This window comes from Streptomyces cyaneofuscatus (assembly GCF_000718135.1).
Classification (GTDB): Bacteria; Actinomycetota; Actinomycetes; order Streptomycetales; family Streptomycetaceae; genus Streptomyces; species Streptomyces cyaneofuscatus.
The window spans coordinates 151133-168040 of record NZ_JOEM01000001.1; the positions used below are offsets into that span (position 1 = coordinate 151133).

The 16908-nt window shown below is 74.0% G+C and carries 10 protein-coding genes; 3 read left to right on the top strand and 7 right to left on the bottom strand.

Annotation, left to right across the window (positions count from 1 at the left end):
- Positions 1 to 20: 20 nt before the first annotated feature.
- On the bottom strand, positions 21 to 3380 hold the full coding sequence (locus tag IF17_RS0100790; protein WP_030561077.1) for an ATP-dependent helicase: 3360 nt from the start codon (positions 3378 to 3380) through the stop codon (positions 21 to 23).
- Positions 3381 to 3584: 204 nt separating this feature from the next.
- Positions 3585 to 3983, bottom strand: a complete 399-nt coding sequence (locus tag IF17_RS0100795) for an MGMT family protein (protein ID WP_030561079.1) — start codon at positions 3981 to 3983, stop codon at positions 3585 to 3587.
- Between the two features lie 221 nt (positions 3984 to 4204).
- Between IF17_RS0100795 and IF17_RS0100800 the strand changes: the two genes are divergently transcribed.
- The 3 genes from IF17_RS0100800 (at position 4205) to IF17_RS0100810 (ending at position 10443) form a co-directional block, all read left to right on the top strand.
- Positions 4205 to 7096, top strand: coding sequence for a lysylphosphatidylglycerol synthase domain-containing protein (locus IF17_RS0100800; protein WP_030561081.1), 2892 nt, complete (start codon positions 4205 to 4207; stop codon positions 7094 to 7096).
- Between the two features lie 75 nt (positions 7097 to 7171).
- Positions 7172 to 8764, top strand: coding sequence for an alpha/beta hydrolase (locus IF17_RS0100805; protein WP_030561083.1), 1593 nt, complete (start codon positions 7172 to 7174; stop codon positions 8762 to 8764).
- Between the two features lie 98 nt (positions 8765 to 8862).
- Positions 8863 to 10443 (top strand): alpha/beta hydrolase, encoded by a 1581-nt coding sequence (locus IF17_RS0100810; RefSeq protein WP_030561085.1) that lies wholly within the window; start codon positions 8863 to 8865, stop codon positions 10441 to 10443.
- A gap of 69 nt (positions 10444 to 10512) precedes the next feature.
- On the opposite strand, the gene moeZ is transcribed toward IF17_RS0100810, so the two are convergent.
- The 5 genes from moeZ to IF17_RS0100835 form a co-directional block, all read right to left on the bottom strand.
- Positions 10513 to 11691 (bottom strand): adenylyltransferase/sulfurtransferase MoeZ, encoded by a 1179-nt coding sequence (gene moeZ, locus IF17_RS0100815; protein ID WP_030561087.1) that lies wholly within the window; start codon positions 11689 to 11691, stop codon positions 10513 to 10515.
- A gap of 99 nt (positions 11692 to 11790) precedes the next feature.
- The gene (locus IF17_RS0100820; protein WP_030561089.1) at positions 11791 to 12660 is read right to left on the bottom strand and encodes a spherulation-specific family 4 protein; all 870 of its coding nucleotides are present in this window, start codon (positions 12658 to 12660) and stop codon (positions 11791 to 11793) included.
- The gene (locus IF17_RS0100825) at positions 12648 to 13613 is read right to left on the bottom strand and encodes an NAD-dependent epimerase/dehydratase family protein (RefSeq protein ID WP_018510116.1); all 966 of its coding nucleotides are present in this window, start codon (positions 13611 to 13613) and stop codon (positions 12648 to 12650) included. The genes IF17_RS0100820 and IF17_RS0100825 overlap by 13 nt, the downstream gene beginning before the upstream one ends.
- Positions 13614 to 13807: 194 nt before the next feature.
- On the bottom strand, positions 13808 to 15040 hold the full coding sequence (locus tag IF17_RS0100830) for a hypothetical protein (protein ID WP_202591665.1): 1233 nt from the start codon (positions 15038 to 15040) through the stop codon (positions 13808 to 13810).
- A gap of 37 nt (positions 15041 to 15077) precedes the next feature.
- Positions 15078 to 16874, bottom strand: coding sequence for a DUF3492 domain-containing protein (locus IF17_RS0100835; protein ID WP_030561092.1), 1797 nt, complete (start codon positions 16872 to 16874; stop codon positions 15078 to 15080).
- Positions 16875 to 16908 lie beyond the last annotated feature (34 nt).

The following is a 16908-nucleotide window of genomic DNA, read 5'->3' on the forward strand; positions in this document are numbered from 1 at the left end:
GGCCGATGCCCACGAAAGCCCTACTCCACCACCTGCCGCCCCTCCGGCTGCGCGCTGCACGAGGCGCGGAACGTGCAGTGGGTGCAGTGGGTGCCGGTGGTGGGCGTGAACCGTTCGTCCAGGACTTTTCCGGCGGCCGTGGCGAGGAGGTCGGAGACCCACTCCCCGGCCAGCGGTTCCTGGGCCTGGACCTTGGGGAAGGCGTCGCCGCCCTCCTTCTTGGGGGCGGGCTGGCGGAGCTGGACCAGTTCGGCGCCGCCGGGTTCGGGCCGCCGGCCGTCGAAGACCTCGTCGACCGCACCCTCGCGGACCGCCAGCTGGTAGACGGCGAGCTGGGGGTGGGCGGCCACCTCGTCCCTGGTGGGCGCGCTCTTGCCGGTCTTGAAGTCGACGACGTACGCCCTTCCTTCGGCGTCCTGTTCGACCCGGTCCATGGAGCCCCGTATGCGGACGGCGTACTCGCCTGCCTCCAGGGTCACGTCGAAGTCGTGCTCGCTCGCGGTGGGGGTGCGGCCGCCGCGGTCCAGGACGTGCCACTTGAGGAAGCGTTCCAGGGCGGCGCGGGCCTGGTCCTTCTCCTGCTCGGACTTCCAGGGGGCGTCGAAGGCGAGGCCGTTCCAGACGGAGTCCAGGCGCTCCATGAGGACATCGAGGTCGGCGGGCGTACGGCTGGAGGCGACCTCATCGGCGAGTACGTGGACGACGTTCCCGAACCCCTGGGCGGCGGTGGCCGGGGCGTCGGCCTTCACCTCGCGGCCCAGGAACCACTGGAGGGCGCAGGTGTTGGCGAGCTGGTCCAGGGCGGAGCCGGAGAGGGTGACGGGCTGGTCGCGGTCGCGCAGCGGGACGGCGGAGCGGGTCGGTTCGTCCAGGCCCCACCAGCGGGACGGGTGGGCGGCGGGCACGAGCGCCTGGCCCTCGTCGTCGGTGAGCGCGGCGAGCCGGGCGAGGCGGTGGGCGGCGGCGTCGCGCAGGGCGTCGGAGGCCGCCGGGTCGACGGTGGTGGCGCGCAGCTCGGCGACGAGGGCGGCGACGGCGAGGGGGCGGCGCGGGCGGCCGGTGACGTCGCGGGGTTCGACGCCCAGCTCGGTCAGGAAGCGGGAGGGCTGGTCGCCGTCGTCGGCAGGGGCCTTCACGGCGGTGACGACGAGGCGCTCGCGGGCGCGGGTGGCGGCGACGTAGAAGAGGCGGCGCTCCTCGGCCAGGAGGGCGCCGGGCGTGAGGGGTTCGGCGAGCCCGTCGCGGCCGATCCGGTCCGCCTCCAGGAGGGAGCCCCGGCGGCGCAGGTCGGGCCAGAGCCCTTCCTGGACCCCGGCGACGACGACGAACCGCCACTCCAGGCCCTTGGAGCGGTGCGCGGTCATCAGGCGTACGGCGTCGGGCCTGGCGGTCCGCCGGGAGAGGGTGTCGGCGGCGATGTCCTGGGCGTCCACCTCCTCCAGGAAGTTGAGCGCCCCGCGTCCGCCGGTGCGCTCCTCGGCGCGCGCCGCCGTCTCGAAGAGGGCGCACACCGCGTCGAGATCCCGGTCGGCGTTGCGCCCGCCCGTCCCGCCGCGCAGCGCGGCCCGCTCCAGCCTGCCCGGCCAGGGGGTGCCGTTCCACAGGGTCCACAAGGCCTCCTCGGCGGTTCCGCCGCCTTCCAGGAGCTCGCGGGCCTTGCGCAGGAGCGCGCCGAGGCGCTGGGCGCCGTGGGCGTACGCCGGATCGTGGGTGACCAGGCGTTCGGGCTCGGCGAGGGCGCGGGCGAGCAGCTCGTCGGAGGGGGCGGGGACCCGGATTCCGGCGGCGCGCTCCTCGTCGCGCAGGGCCCGGCCGAGACGGCGCAGGTCGGCGGCGTCCATGGAGCCGAGGGGGGAGGCGAGGAGGGTGAGGGCGGTCTCGGTGGTGAGCCAGGGGGCGGTGACGCGGGCTGCCTCCTGCCCGTCCTCGCCCTGCCCCTCGTCGGCCCGGCCTGTGTGCAGCGCCGCCGTCGCCACCGTCCGCAGGGCCGTCAGCAGCGGGGCGACGGCCGGTTCGTGGCGGAGCGGGAGGTCGTCGCCGTCGACCTCCAGGGGGACGCCGGCAGAGGTGAGGGCGCGCCGGACGGCGGGCAGCGAGCGGCCTCCGGCCCGTACCAGCACGGCCATCTCGCGCCACGGGACCCCGTCCTCCAGGTGGGCGCGGCGCAGCAGGTCCGCGATGTTGTCCAGCTCCGTGGAGGCGGTCGGGTAGGTGTACGTCTCCACCCGGCCGCCCTCCCGGACGGCGTGCAGCTCGCGGTGGGCGCGGACGGTGTCGGCGGGCAGCCGGGTCAGCGGCATCCGGCGGGTGAGCAGCCGGGTCGCGGCGAGCAGTTCGGAGCCGGAGCGGCGGGAGGTGGTGAGGACGCCGACGGGGGCGGGGGTGCCGTCGGCCCGCCGGAAGGTGTCGGGGAATTCGAGGATGCCGTTCACGTCGGCGCCCCGGAACGTGTAGATCGACTGGTCCGGGTCGCCGAAGGCCACCAGCGTGCGCCCGCCCCCCGCGTCCGTGCCGCGTCCCCGGTTCCCGGCCAGCGCGTGCAGCAGGCGTACCTGGGCCGGGTCGGTGTCCTGGTACTCGTCGACGTACACCGCGTCGTACGCCCCCGCCAGCTGCGCCGAGACCTCCGGGCGCTCCGCGAGCAGCACCGCGCGGTGGACCAGCTCCGCGTAGTCCAGCACGCCCTGGGCGTCGAGCACGTCCAGGTACTCGGCGAGGAACTGGGCCGCCGCGCTCCAGTCCGGCCGGCCCGTGCGGCGGGCGAAGGCGGCGAGCGCGTCCGGCCCGAGGCCCAGTTCACGGCTGCGGGCGAGCACGGCGCGCACCTCGTCGGCGAAGCCGCGGGTGGTCAGGCAGGCGCGCAGCTCGTCGGGCCAGCGGACGTGGGCCAGGCCCGCCTTCTCCAGGTCGAGCTGGCCGGCGAGCAGGTCGCGGACGGTGACGTCCTGCTCGGGCCCGGAGAGCAGCCGCAGCGGATCGGCGAAGAGATCGGCGTCCTGGTGGGCGCGGACCAGGGCGTAGCAGTACGAATGGAAGGTGGTGGCCTGCGGGCCGCGCGCCGCGCCGAGCCGGGCCGCCATCCGGTCGCGCAGCTCGACGGCGGCCTTGCGGCTGAAGGTGAGGACGAGGATGCGGGCGGGGTCGGCGCCCCGGTTCACCCGGGCCGCCACGGACTCCACGAGCGTGGTGGTCTTGCCGGTGCCGGGACCCGCGAGGACGAGCAGCGGTCCGTCGGCGTGATCAACCACAGCGCGCTGGCCTGCGTCCAGGAGAGGAGGCTCCACGGAACCCGGCGGGGTGCGCACCAGTCGGTACGCGCCCGTGGTCCGCGGCCGTGACTCACGGTGCGGACTGTGCCGGGTGGAAGAGGAGGAGCTCACGTGGATCGCCGGTCCTGGTGGGGTTACGGGTCGTACAGGTCATACAGACCGAAAAAGGTCATCCAGACGGGACGAGGAGAGGGGGCGCGCGTGGAGCGCGGTGACGACGCTACGCCAGCGGAGGCGCGGAAGGCGGCGGGTGCGCTGCGTCTCTCGTCACGTATCCGGCCGCGCCCTGCCGGACGGGGGCGGCGGTGTCCGCCGTCACCTGTGAGTTTCCTCGCCCTGACCGCCGGCGGGACCGCCGTCCCAGCGCGCACGGCGCATGTCGAGCCGCGGAAGGTGGCCGTCCGCCTGTCGCGACGCCTCGCGCAGCGGGGTCCCCTCCGCGCGGTAGTGGTCCAGCGCCCGCAGCTCGTGGCCCGGGAGCAGCGCCCCGTCCGCCCGCACCACACGCCACCAGGGCACGGCGGAGCCGTACAGCGCCATGACCCGGCCGACCTGCCGGGGGCCGCCGTCCCCCAGCCACTCCGCGACATCGCCGTACGTCATGACCCGGCCCGGCGGGATCAGGTCGGCGACGTCGAGGACCCGCTCCGCGTACTCCGGCAGCTCGGCCGGCTGCGCCCCGTCGCCCGTCGCGTCCGTCTCGTCCTGGCTCATCCGCCCCATCCTGCCGTACGCCACCGACAGCCCGGCCGGAACCGTCTCGGTACGGTCACCGAGCGTGCGCGCAGGTGCAAAGGGGCGTATGTTGCGCATCCCGCGCCCGGGCGACGCACCCTGATGCCCCCCTCCGTCTCCGGGCCGTGCCACCATCATCCGGGCGGTGACCGGTGATACGAGACCACGAAGACGAACCAGAGGCGACGAAGGAGCAGGGCGTGCAGCCACCGAAGGCGGCGGACGCCTCCGATGCCGGAGAGCGCCCACCGAGTGCGCCGGAGGCCGCCGAGGAGCGCGCGGAGCGTACGCCTGAGCCCGCCGGGCAGCGCGCGGCGAGTGCGCCGGAGCCCGCCGGGGAGCACGCGCCGAACGCTCCGGCGCGCGCCGAGGCGATCCGTACCGACGCTCCCGCCGCGGCCACCGCGTCCACCAGCGGCCACCTCACCGGCTCCACGCTCGCCTCGGCCGAGGCCGCCCTGAGCGACCGGGTCTCCGGCGACGAGCCGCTGCTCCCCGCCCGGGTGCACCGGCCCTCCGACCTGATGCGGCTGCTCATCGGCATCGCCGCCATCGCCGTGCTGTTCGCGATCGCCGCGTTCGCCCAGGGCACCACCACCGGCCTCGAGGACGACATCTCCAAGGGCACCGAGCAGGCGCCCGATCTGCTGATCAAGATCGCCGGGCTGGTCTCCAGCATCGCCGTGCTGCTCGTGCCGGTCGCCTTCGCCATCGAGCGGCTGATCAAGCGGGACGGGCTGCGCATCGCCGACGGCGTCCTGGCCGCCGTGCTCGCCCACGGGGTCACCCTCGCCACCGACCTCTGGGTATCGCGCTCCGCGCCCGGCACCATCCAGGAGGCGCTGACCCAGCCCCAGCCGGGCGCCGGACTGACCGACCCGGTGCACGGCTACCTCGCCCCCGTGATCGCGTACATGACCGCCGTCGGAATGGCGAGACGGCCGCGCTGGCGGGTCGTGCTCTGGGCGGTGCTGCTGCTGGACGCCTTCGCGATGCTGGTCGGCGGGTACACCACCCCGTTCTCGATCATCCTGACGGTCCTGATCGGCTGGACCGTGGCGTACGGAACGCTGTACGCGGTCGGCTCCCCCAACGTCCGCCCCACCGGCCAGCACCTGATGGCGGGGCTGCGGCACGTCGGCTTCCGGCCGGTCGCCGCGATGCGCACCGAGGACGCCCCCGACAACGACAACACCGACCAGAACGACCGGGGACGGCGGTATCTGGTCACCCTGGAGGACGGGCCCCCGCTGGATGTGACGGTCGTCGACCGGGAGCAGCAGGCGCAGGGGTTCTTCTACCGGGCCTGGCGCCGCCTCACGCTGCGCGGCATCACCCAGCGCCGCTCGATCCAGTCGCTGCGGCAGGCGCTGGAGCAGGAGGCACTGCTCGCGTACGCGGCGATCGCCGCCGGGGCGAACGCGCCGAAGCTGATCGCCACCTCCGAGCTGGGCCCGGACGCGGTGATGCTCGTCTACGAGCACATCGGCGGCCGGTCGCTGGACCAGATGGAGGACGAGGAGATCACCGACGACCTGGTGCGCGGCGCCTGGCGTCAGGTGAAGGCCCTCCAGTCGCGCCGGATCGCGCACCGCAGGCTGACCGGTGACGCGCTGCTGGTGGATCGTTCCGGCAAGGCGTTCGTGACGGACCTGCGCGGCGGTGAGATCGCCGCCGGTGACCTGGTGCTCCGGATGGACGTGGCGCAGCTGCTGACCACCCTGGGGCTGCGGGTGGGGGCCGAGCGTTCGGTCTCCGGCGCCCTGGCCGTGCTCGGCCCGGACGCCGTCGCGGACTGCCTGCCGCTGCTCCAGCCGATCGCGCTGAGCCGGTCCACCCGGGCGACGCTGCGCCGGCTCGCGCGGGAGCGGTCGCAGCAGGAGCGGGACGCGGTGCTGGAGGCGTCGCGGGCGGCCAAGGAGGCGCGGGCCCAGGACGCGGCGGAGAAGGCCGCGCAGGCGGGGGCCGAGGCCCAGGCCGAGCCCAGGCCCGGCCACAAGGCCGAGCGCAAGTCGCTGCGGACGGAGAAGCAGGCCGAGAAGCGGGCCGTGGACGACGCGATGGAGGAAGCCCGGGAGGGGGACCTGCTCGCCCAGATCCGCCGCCAGGTGCTGCTGATCCGCCCGCAGGCACCGGTCGAGCCGGTCCGCCTGGAGCGGATCAAGCCGCGCACCCTCTTCAGCTTCATCGCCGGGGCCATCGCCGCGTACTTCCTGATCTCGCAGGTCACCCAGGCCGACTTCGGGGTGCTCGTGGAGCAGGCTGAGTGGGGCTGGGTGGCCGCCGCGCTCGGCTTCTCCGGGCTCAGCTACGTGGCGGCGGCGATGAGCCTGCTGGGCTTCGTGCCGGAGCGGGTGCCGTTCCTGAAGACCGTGCAGGCGCAGGTGGCCGGCTCGTTCGTGAAGATCGTCGCCCCGGCCGCCGTCGGCGGTGTGGCGCTGAACACCCGCTTCCTGCAACGCGCCGGAGTGCGCCCCGGTCTGGCCGTGGCGAGCGTCGGGGCCTCGCAGCTCTTCGGGCTCGGCTGCCACATCCTGCTGCTGGCCCTCTTCGGCTATCTCACGGGCACGGAGAAGACCCCGGACTCCCTCACCCCCTCCCGTACCGTGATCGCCGGTCTGCTGACCGTCGCGGTGCTGGTGCTGGTGGTGACGGCCATCCCGTTCCTGCGGAAGTTCGTGGTGACACGGGTGCGCTCGCTCTTCGCCGGGGTCGTGCCGCGCATGCTGGACGTGGTGCAGCGGCCGCAGAAGCTGGTCACCGGGATCGGCGGGATGCTGCTGCTGACCGGCCTGTTCGTGCTCTGCCTGGATGCGTCGATCCGGGCGTTCAGCGGCCCGGACGTGACCCAGCTGAGCTACGCGAGCATCGCGGTGGTCTTCCTCGCGGGCAACGCGCTCGGCTCCGCCGCGCCCACCCCGGGCGGCATGGGCGCGGTCGAGGGCGCCCTGACGCTGGGCCTGATCGCGGTCGGGCTGCCGATGGAGGTCGCGGCGCCGGCGGTGCTGCTGTACCGCGTGATGACGCTGTGGCTGCCGGTGCTGCCGGGGTGGATCGCCTTCAACCAGCTGACCCGGAAGGGCGAGCTCTAGGTATCCGAGGGGCGCACCACCCGCATGGACCGCGCCCCAGCGCGCTCCCCGGCGCACCGCCGCACGATGGAGCCCATGAGGACTTCCCCCGCTCTGCGTGCCGCCGCCCTCGCCGCCACCGTGCTGCTGCCCCTGGCGGGCTGCTCGGGCGGCGGCGGGGGCGGAGAGGGCCGCTCCACGCCCTCCGGGGCCTCGACCGCCTCCCCCACCGCCACCTCAGAGGAACTGGCGTCGCAGAAGCTGGACTGGTCGCCGTGTCCGGCGCCGAACGTGGCGCAGGGCGGTGGTGAGTCGCCCTCGCCCCTGCCCGGCGGCGCGGTCTGGGAGTGCTCCTTCATGGACGTACCGCTGGATTACGCCGATCCGGACGGCCGGACGATCGAGCTGGCGCTGATCCGGGGGAAGGCCAAGGACCAGCAGCGGCGGATCGGTTCGCTCGTCTTCAACTTCGGCGGGCCCGGCGCCTCCGGTGTCGCGACCCTGCCGGCCTTCGGCGCGGACTACGACCGGCTCCGCACCCGGTACGACCTGGTGAGCTTCGACCCGCGCGGGGTGGGGCGCAGCGAGGGCGTGGAGTGCGCGGACGACGCCCAGCTGGACGCGATGTACCAGGAGGACTCCACGCCGGACGACGCGGCCGAGGAGAAGGAGTTCGTCGAGGGCCAGAAGGACTTCATCGCCACCTGTAAGGAGAACTCGGGCCCCGAACTGCCCTATGTGGGCACCACGAACGCCGCCCGCGACATGGACCTGATGCGCACGGTGCTCGGCGACGACAAGCTGCACTACTTCGGCATCTCCTACGGCACCGAGCTCGGCGGCGTCTACGCCCACCTCTACCCGGACAAGGTGGGCCGGGCGGTCTTCGACGCGGTGGTCGACCCCACCAAGGACGCCGAGCAGTCATCCCTCGGCCAGGCCCAGGGGTTCCAGCTCGCCTTCGACAACTTCACCAAGGACTGCGCGGACCGCGGCGACAAGTGCGCCCTGCCCGGCTCCACCGGGGCCGAGGTCGAGAAGTGGATCGCCGACCTCCTGGCGAAGCTGGAGAAGGAGCCGATCGACGGGCTCGGCGACCGGGCGCTGACGCAGACGCTGGCCACCACCGGCATCGCCTCCGCGCTCTACTCCAAGGAGACCTGGCCGCTGCTGGAGCAGGGCCTGGACGAGGCCGACGGCGGCTCCGGCGCCCTGCTGCTCGCGCTGGCCGACTCGCTGAACGGCCGCTCGGAGGACGGGCGGTACGACAACTCCAACGCGGCCAACATCGCGATCAACTGCGCCGACAACAAGCAGCGCTTCACCCTGGAGCAGACGAAGGCCGCCCTGCCCGCCTTCCGCAAGGCCTCCCCGATGTTCGGCGAGTACCTGGGCTGGGGCCTGATGGGCTGCACCGGCTGGCCGGTCGCGGGCGCCTGGGTGACCCCCGACGTCAGCGCTCCCGGATCCGCCCCGATCCTGGTCATCGGCAACACCGGCGACCCGGCGACCCCGTACGCGGGCGCGAAGGCGATGGTGGACAAACTCGGCAAGGGAGTAGGCGTCGAGCTGACCTACAAGGGCGAGGGCCACGGCGCGTACAACAGTAAGAACACGTGTGTTCAGGGGGCCGTCGACGGCTATCTCCTGAACGGTACGGTGCCGAAGTCGGGCACCGTCTGCGAGTGATCCGCCCACCGGACGGCAGCCTTTAGCATGACGGGACATCACACGCGCCCGACGCGTCGTCATCACCGGCTTCGGGCCACGGGGAGGGATGCCGGATCATGCGTGCGCACCAAGGGGTTCTCCGGACCGGAGCGGCCCTCCTGACGGCGGGACTGCTCGCCGGCTGCGGCCTGCTGTCCACGGAACCGGAGTCGAGCGACCGGGCGGACGGCCGCCCTGGTGACACCTCCGCCTCTCCCTCACCGGGCCTGAAGGAGACGCCGAAGACCCCGCCCCTGCCCGCCGCCCTCACCTCCCAGCGCCCCGACTGGAAGCGCTGTACGGCCCCGAGCGGCGGCAGCGCGCCCGGCTCCGACTGGCGCTGTACGAGCGTCAAGGTGCCCCTGGACTACGCGAAGCCGTCCGGCGAGACCCTCGCCGTCGCGCTGATCCGCAAGCAGGCCCGGGACAAGGACCGCCGGCTCGGCTCGATGCTGTTCAACTTCGGCGGCCCGGGCGGTTCGGGCGTGGAGATACTGCCGCGCGCGGCCTCCTCGTACGAGAAGCTCAACTCCCGCTACGACCTGGTGGGTTTCGATCCGCGCGGGGTCGCCGCCAGCTCCGGGGTGAACTGCCGCACCGACGAGGAGCAGGAACAGGCCCTCCGGAGCGTCGACCTGACCCCGGACACGGCGGCCGAGGAGGCGGCGTTCATCAAGGACGGCGCGGACTTCGGCGCGGGCTGCCAGCGCCGCTCCGGCAAGGTCCTCCCGCACGTCGGCACGTCCAACGCCGCCCGTGACCTGGACCTGATCCGCGAGGTCCTCGGCGACGACAAGCTGTCGTACTTCGGCTTCTCCTACGGTACGGAGCTGGGCGGCACGTACGCGCACCTCTTCCCGCAGAACGTGGGCCGCACCGTCCTGGACGCGGTCGTCGACCCGACGGCCGACGGCATAGGGCACGCACGCAACCAGGCGACCGGCTTCCAGCGCGCCCTGGAGAACTACCTCAAGGACCGCGGCGAGAACCCGAAGGCGGGCTCCGAGCGCATCGCCCGGATGCTGGCCCGGATCGACCGGAAGCCGCTGCCGACCGCGTCCGGCCGCGAGCTGACGGAGTCCCTCGCCGTCACCGGCATCGTCACCCCGCTCTACTCGCAGTCCGGCTGGCCCGCGCTGACGGCCGCCCTGGACGAGGCGGAGAACAAGGGCACGGGCGACGGGCTGATCCAGCTCGCCGACTCGTACAACGGGCGGGACGAGGACGGGCGTTACGACACCCAGGCGCACTCCCAGCGAGCCATCTCCTGCGCCGACTCCAAGGCCCGCCCCACGGTGGACGAGGCCCGCGCGCTGCTGCCGGAGTTCCGCAAGCTCTCCCCGGTGTTCGGGCCGTTCCTGGCCTGGGACACGGCCGGCTGGTGCGCCCAGTGGCCGGTCGACGGGGAGCACGAGACGCCCGAGACCAGTGCGCCGGGCGCGGGCCCGATCCTGGTGATCGGGACGACCGGGGACCCGGCCACCCCGTACGAGGGGGCGCAGCGGATGGCGGACGAGCTGGGCAAGGGCGTCGGCATCATGCTCACCAACAAGGGTGAGGGGCACGGGGCGTACGGCGAGGGCGACTGTGTGACCGCGGCGGTGGACGGCTACTTCCTGGACGGGAAGGTCCCGCAGGACGGCACGACCTGCGGCTGACGCGCACGGGAAAGGGGCCGGTCCACCCGAGGTGGTCCGGCCCCTTCTCCATAGGTACCGCGTGACTCTCTAGTAGATCGGCTTCTCGGGCTCGATCTGGTTGACCCAGCCGATCACGCCGCCGCCGACGTGCACCGAGTCGGCGAAGCCCGCCGACTTGAGGACCGCGAGGACCTCGGCGCTGCGGACACCCGTCTTGCAGTGCAGGACGATACGGCGGTCCTGCGGGAGGTCCTGGAGGGCGTTGCCCATGAGGAACTCGTTCTTCGGGATCAGCTTGGCGCCGGGGATCGAGACGATCTCGTACTCGTTCGGCTCGCGGACGTCGATGATCTCGATCTTCTCGTCGCCGTCGATCCACTCCTTGAGCTGCTTGGGAGTGATCGTGGAGCCGGCCGCCGCCTCCTGGGCCTCCTCGGACACGACGCCGCAGAAGGCCTCGTAGTCGATGAGCTCGGTGACGGTCGGGTTCTCGCCGCAGACCGCGCAGTCGGGGTCCTTGCGGACCTTGACCTGGCGGTACTGCATCTCCAGGGCGTCGTAGATCATCAGACGGCCGACCAGCGGGTCACCGATGCCGGCGAGCAGCTTGATCGCCTCGGTCACCTGGATCGAGCCCACCGACGCGCACAGCACGCCCAGCACGCCGCCCTCGGCGCAGGAGGGGACCATGCCCGGCGGCGGGGGCTCCGGGTAGAGGCAGCGGTAGCAGGGGCCGTGCTCGGACCAGAACACGGAGGCCTGGCCGTCGAAGCGGTAGATCGAGCCCCATACGTACGGCTTGTTCAGCAGCACGGCCGCGTCGTTGACCAGATAGCGGGTGGCGAAGTTGTCCGTGCCGTCCACGATCAGGTCGTACTGGGCGAAGATCTCCTTCACGTTCTCGGCTTCGAGCCGCTCCTCGTGAAGGACCACGTTGACATACGGGTTGATCCCCAGCACGGAGTCCTTGGCGGACTGCGCCTTGGACCGGCCGATGTCGGCCTGGCTGTGGATGATCTGGCGCTGCAGGTTCGACTCGTCGACCTCGTCGAACTCCACGATGCCCAGCGTGCCGACCCCGGCCGCGGCCAGGTACATCAGGGCCGGGGAGCCGAGGCCGCCGGCGCCCACACAGAGCACCTTGGCGTTCTTCAGGCGCTTCTGCCCGTCCATCCCGACATCCGGGATGATCAGGTGGCGGGAGTACCTGCGGACCTCGTCGACGGTGAGCTCGGCGGCCGGCTCGACCAGGGGTGGCAGCGACACAGGAACCTCAACAATGCAGGTGGTCGGATTTACGTACGTCGACTGTGCGTACATCGACTACGTACGGTTGTTCTTCCGGTAACACTGCCACGCCCCTTCTCATTCCGAGATACCGGGTCCGATCCGCGAGACGATTTCGTCCCAGTACCTGGGCAGCGCCGCGAATGGATCGGTTTGTCCGGTCCGTCCGTCGTCGCCTCGGCCGTCGCCGTTCCGTCCGTCGCCGCTCCGCCCGCCCCGGTCCGTGAAGAAGATCGTCCCGGCGCCCTGCCAGCGGGCGATGCGCATCGCCTCGTCGAGATGGGTGCGCGGCACCCCGTGGACGAAGTGCGCGAACCGCTCCGGCGGGTAGTCCGCCGTCCACTCGGCCACCTGTGACCAGCGGTAGTCGGTCCACGGGCCCTGGAAGGTGACCAGTTGGTCGGCCGCCTCCGCGTACCCGGGGTACGGGTGGGTGCCGTGGCCCAGCACCAGGCGGCCGCCGTCGTCCGCGCTGTCGCTCTCGGCGAGGAGCGCGTGGAGGGTGCCGGTGAGACGGCGTACGCCGGGGAGTTCGGCCCGCTCGGCGGGGCAGCGGGCGAGGTAGAAGCCGCCGACCCGGTACCAGTCGATGAAGGCCCGGGCGTCCGCGATCAGTTCGTCGAACGGCCGGTTGCCGTAGGCGAGATCGAGGTGGCCGAGGAGCCGGCCGCCGCAGGCGCGTACGGAGTCGTCCGGGGCCTCGCCGTGCAGGGCGCGTTCCCGGGCGTTACGGAGCCTGCCGGCCACTTCCAGGCAGTGCGGGTCGGGGCGGGTGCCGGGGCCCTCCGCGATGTTGAGGACGGCCCAGTGCAGCGGGGTGCCGGGGCGGATCAGCTCGGCCCATTCGGCGGGGGCGAGCAGCGGGTGGGCGTAACCGGGGACGCCGAAGCCGAGCTGCTCGCCGCCCGCGGTCCTGCGGGCGTCGGCGGGAGCGGTCAGATGCGGCACGCCGCCTCCATCCAGATGTCCGCGAGGGACTCCTCCAGGTTGATCCGGGGGCGCCAGCCGAGCCGGTCCCGCGCGGTGCGGACGTCGGCCTGCTGCCAGACCCCGCAGCCGTCCGGGTACGGGGACGGGGTCGCCGAGAGGTGCTCCATGACCGACTCGGCGGAGGTGCGCGGGGCGCCGATGGGCAGGCGCGGGGGCGGGGAGTCCAGCTCGTGGAGCGCGCCCGCGTATCCGGCGACCCGCGCCAGGACGGCGGCGGCGTCGCGGAGGCGGACGGCGCGCCCGGTGCCGATGTTGACGACGCCCTGGGCGGCGGAGAGCGAGGCGGCGTGCACGGCCCGCGCCACATCCCGTACGTCGACGAAGTCCCGCTGCACGCCGAGGCCGCTGAGCTTGAGCTCACCGTCGCCGGACTGCATGGCCCGGCGCATCGCCTCGGCGAGCCGGCCGAGCGGGGAGCCCGCCGGGGTGCCGGGGCCGACGGGTGAGAAGACCCGGAGCACGACGGCGTCGAGGCCCGAGCCGAGGACCAGTTCGGTGGCGGCGAGCTTGCTGACGCCGTACGGGCCGCCGGGGCGCGGGATGGCGTCCTCGGCGGTGGAGGAGCCGGGCTGCGAGGGGCCGTACTCGGAGGCGCAGCCGACCTGGACGAGCCGGGCCCCGCAGCCGCTGCGGCGCAGGGCCTCGCAGACGGTGGCGACGGCGACGGTGTTGTGGCGGGTGAGGTCACGGGCGCCGCCGCGGGTGGCGCCCGCGCAGTTGACGACGACTCCGGGGTGGACGGCGTCCAGGAAGCGGGTGAGCGCTCCCGGGCTGCCGCCGGCGAGGTCGAACCGGACGTCGGCGTCGTCGCCGCGGCCGAGGGCCGTGAGGTGGACAGCGGGGTCGGCGAGCAGCCGGTCGGCGACGAAGCGGCCGAGGAATCCGTTGGCTCCGAGCAGCAGCACCCTCATCGCGCACCGCCTCGGTGCCGACGGCGGGCTGCCGGTGCGGGGGATTGGGGGGTCATGGCGGGTTTCTCCTTGGTGGGTCGGTTCGCTGGTTGGTGCGGGTGTCGGACAGGGCCCGCGGCGTCGGCTCCGCGGGGTGGTGCGGTGGTGAGGTGGTGCGGTTCGGGGGGTGGAGGTTCCGGGGGTACGGGGGTCGGTCACGCCCTGGTGTGGGCCGAGGCCCGGGAGAGCGCGGCGGAGGCGTGGACCAGGAGTCCGAGCGCCGCCGCCCCGCAGGCGAGGGCGGGCACGGCTCCGGTGCCGCCCGCCGCGACGAGGGCGTGGACGGGCCGGGCCAAGGGGTCGAGGCCGGGCAGCCGTCCGGCGAGGACGAGGGCGGGGGCGGCGGCCTCCATGGCGCAGGCGGCGGCGAGGGCGACAGTGCCCGGCTCGGGCAGTCCGTGCGCGGCGAGCAGCCGGGCCAGGAAGAACAGCACGCCGAGGGCGGCGGCCGCGACCGGCATGCCGTCGCCGCCGAAGCCGAGGTCGGCCAGGAACAGCAGGGGCAGCAGGGCGCAGACGAAGAGCGCGACGGCCGCCAGGAGGAGGGGCCGCACTCCCGCACCGAACTCCTCCAGTGCGCGGCTCCCGGTGAGTTTGCGGTGGGCGCGCACGGTGAAGAGGTGCGCGCACCAGGCCGCTGGGGCGAGTGCCGCGGTGAGCCCGAGCAGCGGGGCGGGGGCGGCCTCCCAGAGGCCGTCCGGGCCGCCGCTGACGACCTGGGCGAGCAGCCCCTCCCCGTACACCGCGAAGCTCAGTAGCCAGCAGGCGTACATCCCGGCGCGGCCCGCTCCTTCGGGGGCGCGCAGCGGGCCCCGGCCGAGGCAGAGCCGGAGCGCCAGGCACGCGAGGAGTGCGCCGGTGACCGTCACGGCGGCGCGCGCTCCCCCGCCGAGCACCTCTTCGGTGACCCGGAGCAGCCCGGCGGTGGCGAGGCAGGCGGCGCCGGGGAGCAGTGCGAGCAGCGTCCACCCGGCGCGGGCCTCGGTGTCGGGGCCCGGCGGCGGGGGCGCGGCCACGGCGGGCCCGGCGGGCCGGGCCGGGGTGCGGGCGTACAGCTCCTCGGCGAGGGCGAACACGTCGCGGTGGCGGTAGCGGGCGGCGGTGCGGTCGGTGAGGCCGTGGGCCTCCAGACCGGCGGCGATCTCCAGCGGGCTGACGGCCCGTTCGCACAGGTCGCGGTGGTCGTGCATGAGGGACTTCACGGGGTCGGCGGGGCCCCGGCGCGCGGGGGCGGCGGGCCTGCGCCGCTCGGGGCGCGCAGGAAGCTCGGCGGCACGCGCAGGAGTCTCGACGGGGCGCGCAGGAATCTCGACGGGGCGCGACGGGATCTCGGCGGCGCGGGACGGGATCTCCGCGGCACTCGACGGGGTCTCGGCAGGGCGGGGCATCGGGGGGTCTTCTCCGTGGTCGGGCCGGATCGGGTGGTCACGCATCGCCGTCCCCCGGTCCGCAGGCCGTCGCGCAGAGGCACCCCGGCTCCCCCTCCGACTCCCCCTCCGACTCCGCCCCGGCGGCGGCCCAGCTCCGGGCCCGGGCTCCGACGGCCGCGGGCTGCGGCTGGGTCCAGGGGCCGAGCAGCCGGGCCTCCGCCGGGGCGGCGAAGAGCAGCGGCTCGCCGTCGGCGTCCACGGCGTCGGCCTCCCGGCGCACCGGGGCGTGCGAGATCAGCTCCAGGTAAATGCCGCGAAATGCCGCGAGGTTCTGTTCGACGGTGAAGAGTTCGAGCGCGCGGGCCCGCGCCGCCGCCCCCAGTCGCGCCCGGCGCTCGGGGTCGCGCAGCAACGCGATACAGGCGTCCGCGAGCGCCCGGGGGTTGCGCGGGGGCACCACCAGGCCGGTGCCGCCGATGACTTCGACGACCGCTCCGACGTCGGTGGAGACGGTGGCCCGGCCGCAGAACATCGACTCGACAAGGCTGATCGGGAAGCCCTCGACCACGCTGGAGAGCACGATCACGCCGCCCGCCGCGTAGGCCTCGGCGAGGCCGGGGACCTCGGGGCCGCCGATCTCCTCGAAGGTGACCGGGCTGACGCCTTCGGTGTGGGCGCCGGTGGCCTCATCGGGGAAGAGCTGGGCGGCCAGTGCCCGGCAGTGCGCGAGGTACGTGGTGGCCTCGTCCCCGTCCGCCGGGGCGCCGAAGATCCGCAGCCGGGCGTCCGGTTCGGCGCGGCGGACCTCGGCGAAGGCGTGGAGCAGGGCGATCAGGTCCTTGGCGGGCTCGATCCGGCCGACCCGGACCAGGGTGTCCGGACCGCCCGCGTCGTCGTCCTCGCCGACGGCGGAGAAGCGCTCGGCGGCCATGCCCGGGTAGACCGTGCGCTGCCGGGCGGGGTCGGCGCCGCACCGCTGCTGCCAGCGGCGTACGTGGGTGTTGCCGGCGGTGACGAGCGCGGCCTGCCGGTAGACCTCGGCGGCCAGCAGCATGTGGAAGTGGGCGAGGAGGGCACGGACGGGAGCGCCGAAGGAGGCGTCCGGCGCGGCCAGGTAGTGCGTACGGAGCGGCACGCCGTGCTCGGTGACGAGCAGCGGCACACCGAAGAAGCGTTTGGCCAGCAGCCCCGGGATGGCGGCCGCTCCGCCGGACGCCGCGTGGCAGAGGTCGACGGCGCCGAGGCTCTCCGGCTCGTACCAGTCGAGCGAGAGCGGGCGCAGGACGCGCTCCAGTTCGGCGGCGAAGGCGAGGTGGTCCACGACGGTGGCGCTCTGCACGGTCCGGCCGGCGCCCGGGGCGCGGGAGGCGGCCTCCAGGATCCGGACGGTGGCCTCGGAGCGCAGGGCGAGGTGGAGTCCGCCGCGCTCCCTGGCCAGCTCGGCGAGCCCGTAGAACCCTTCGGCGAAGAGCCCGGCGCTGTCGGCGGGGTCCGTGCCGGTGTCCTCGGTGGCGCAGATCGCGGTGGCCAGCGCCTTCACATGGGCGGCGAAGCGCTTGCGGTCGCGCCGTCCGTAGGAGACGCCCCCGCCGGTCACCAGCCTGGCGAGCAGGCGGGGTTCACCGCTGCCGCGCAGGGCGCCGTCCTCAGGGGTCCAGAGGGGCGCGGTGCGCACCCGGCTGACGTGGTGCGGCAGCCTGACCCAGCCCTGGTCCTCCTGGTGGGCGGAGCGGCTCAAGGCGAAGAGGTCGAACTCGTGCTGCGGCAGCCCGCGCACCAGCCGGTCGCACCAGAGCCTGGACTCACCGGTCGCATACGGATAGCCACCGTCGGTGAGCAGTCCGATCCGCACGAGTACACCCCCGATCTCCCTTGTGGGCGGCCGC

Coding starts and splice junctions, on each gene's coding strand:
- IF17_RS0100795 (WP_030561079.1), bottom strand. CDS start 3,983: ATGAGCCAGGACGAGACGGACGCGACGGGCGACGGGGCGCAGCCGGCC.
- IF17_RS0100805 (WP_030561083.1), top strand. CDS start 7,172: ATGAGGACTTCCCCCGCTCTGCGTGCCGCCGCCCTCGCCGCCACCGTG.
- IF17_RS0100810 (WP_030561085.1), top strand. CDS start 8,863: ATGCGTGCGCACCAAGGGGTTCTCCGGACCGGAGCGGCCCTCCTGACG.
- IF17_RS0100825 (WP_018510116.1), bottom strand. CDS start 13,613: ATGAGGGTGCTGCTGCTCGGAGCCAACGGATTCCTCGGCCGCTTCGTC.
- IF17_RS0100830 (WP_202591665.1), bottom strand. CDS start 15,040: ATGCCCCGCCCTGCCGAGACCCCGTCGAGTGCCGCGGAGATCCCGTCC.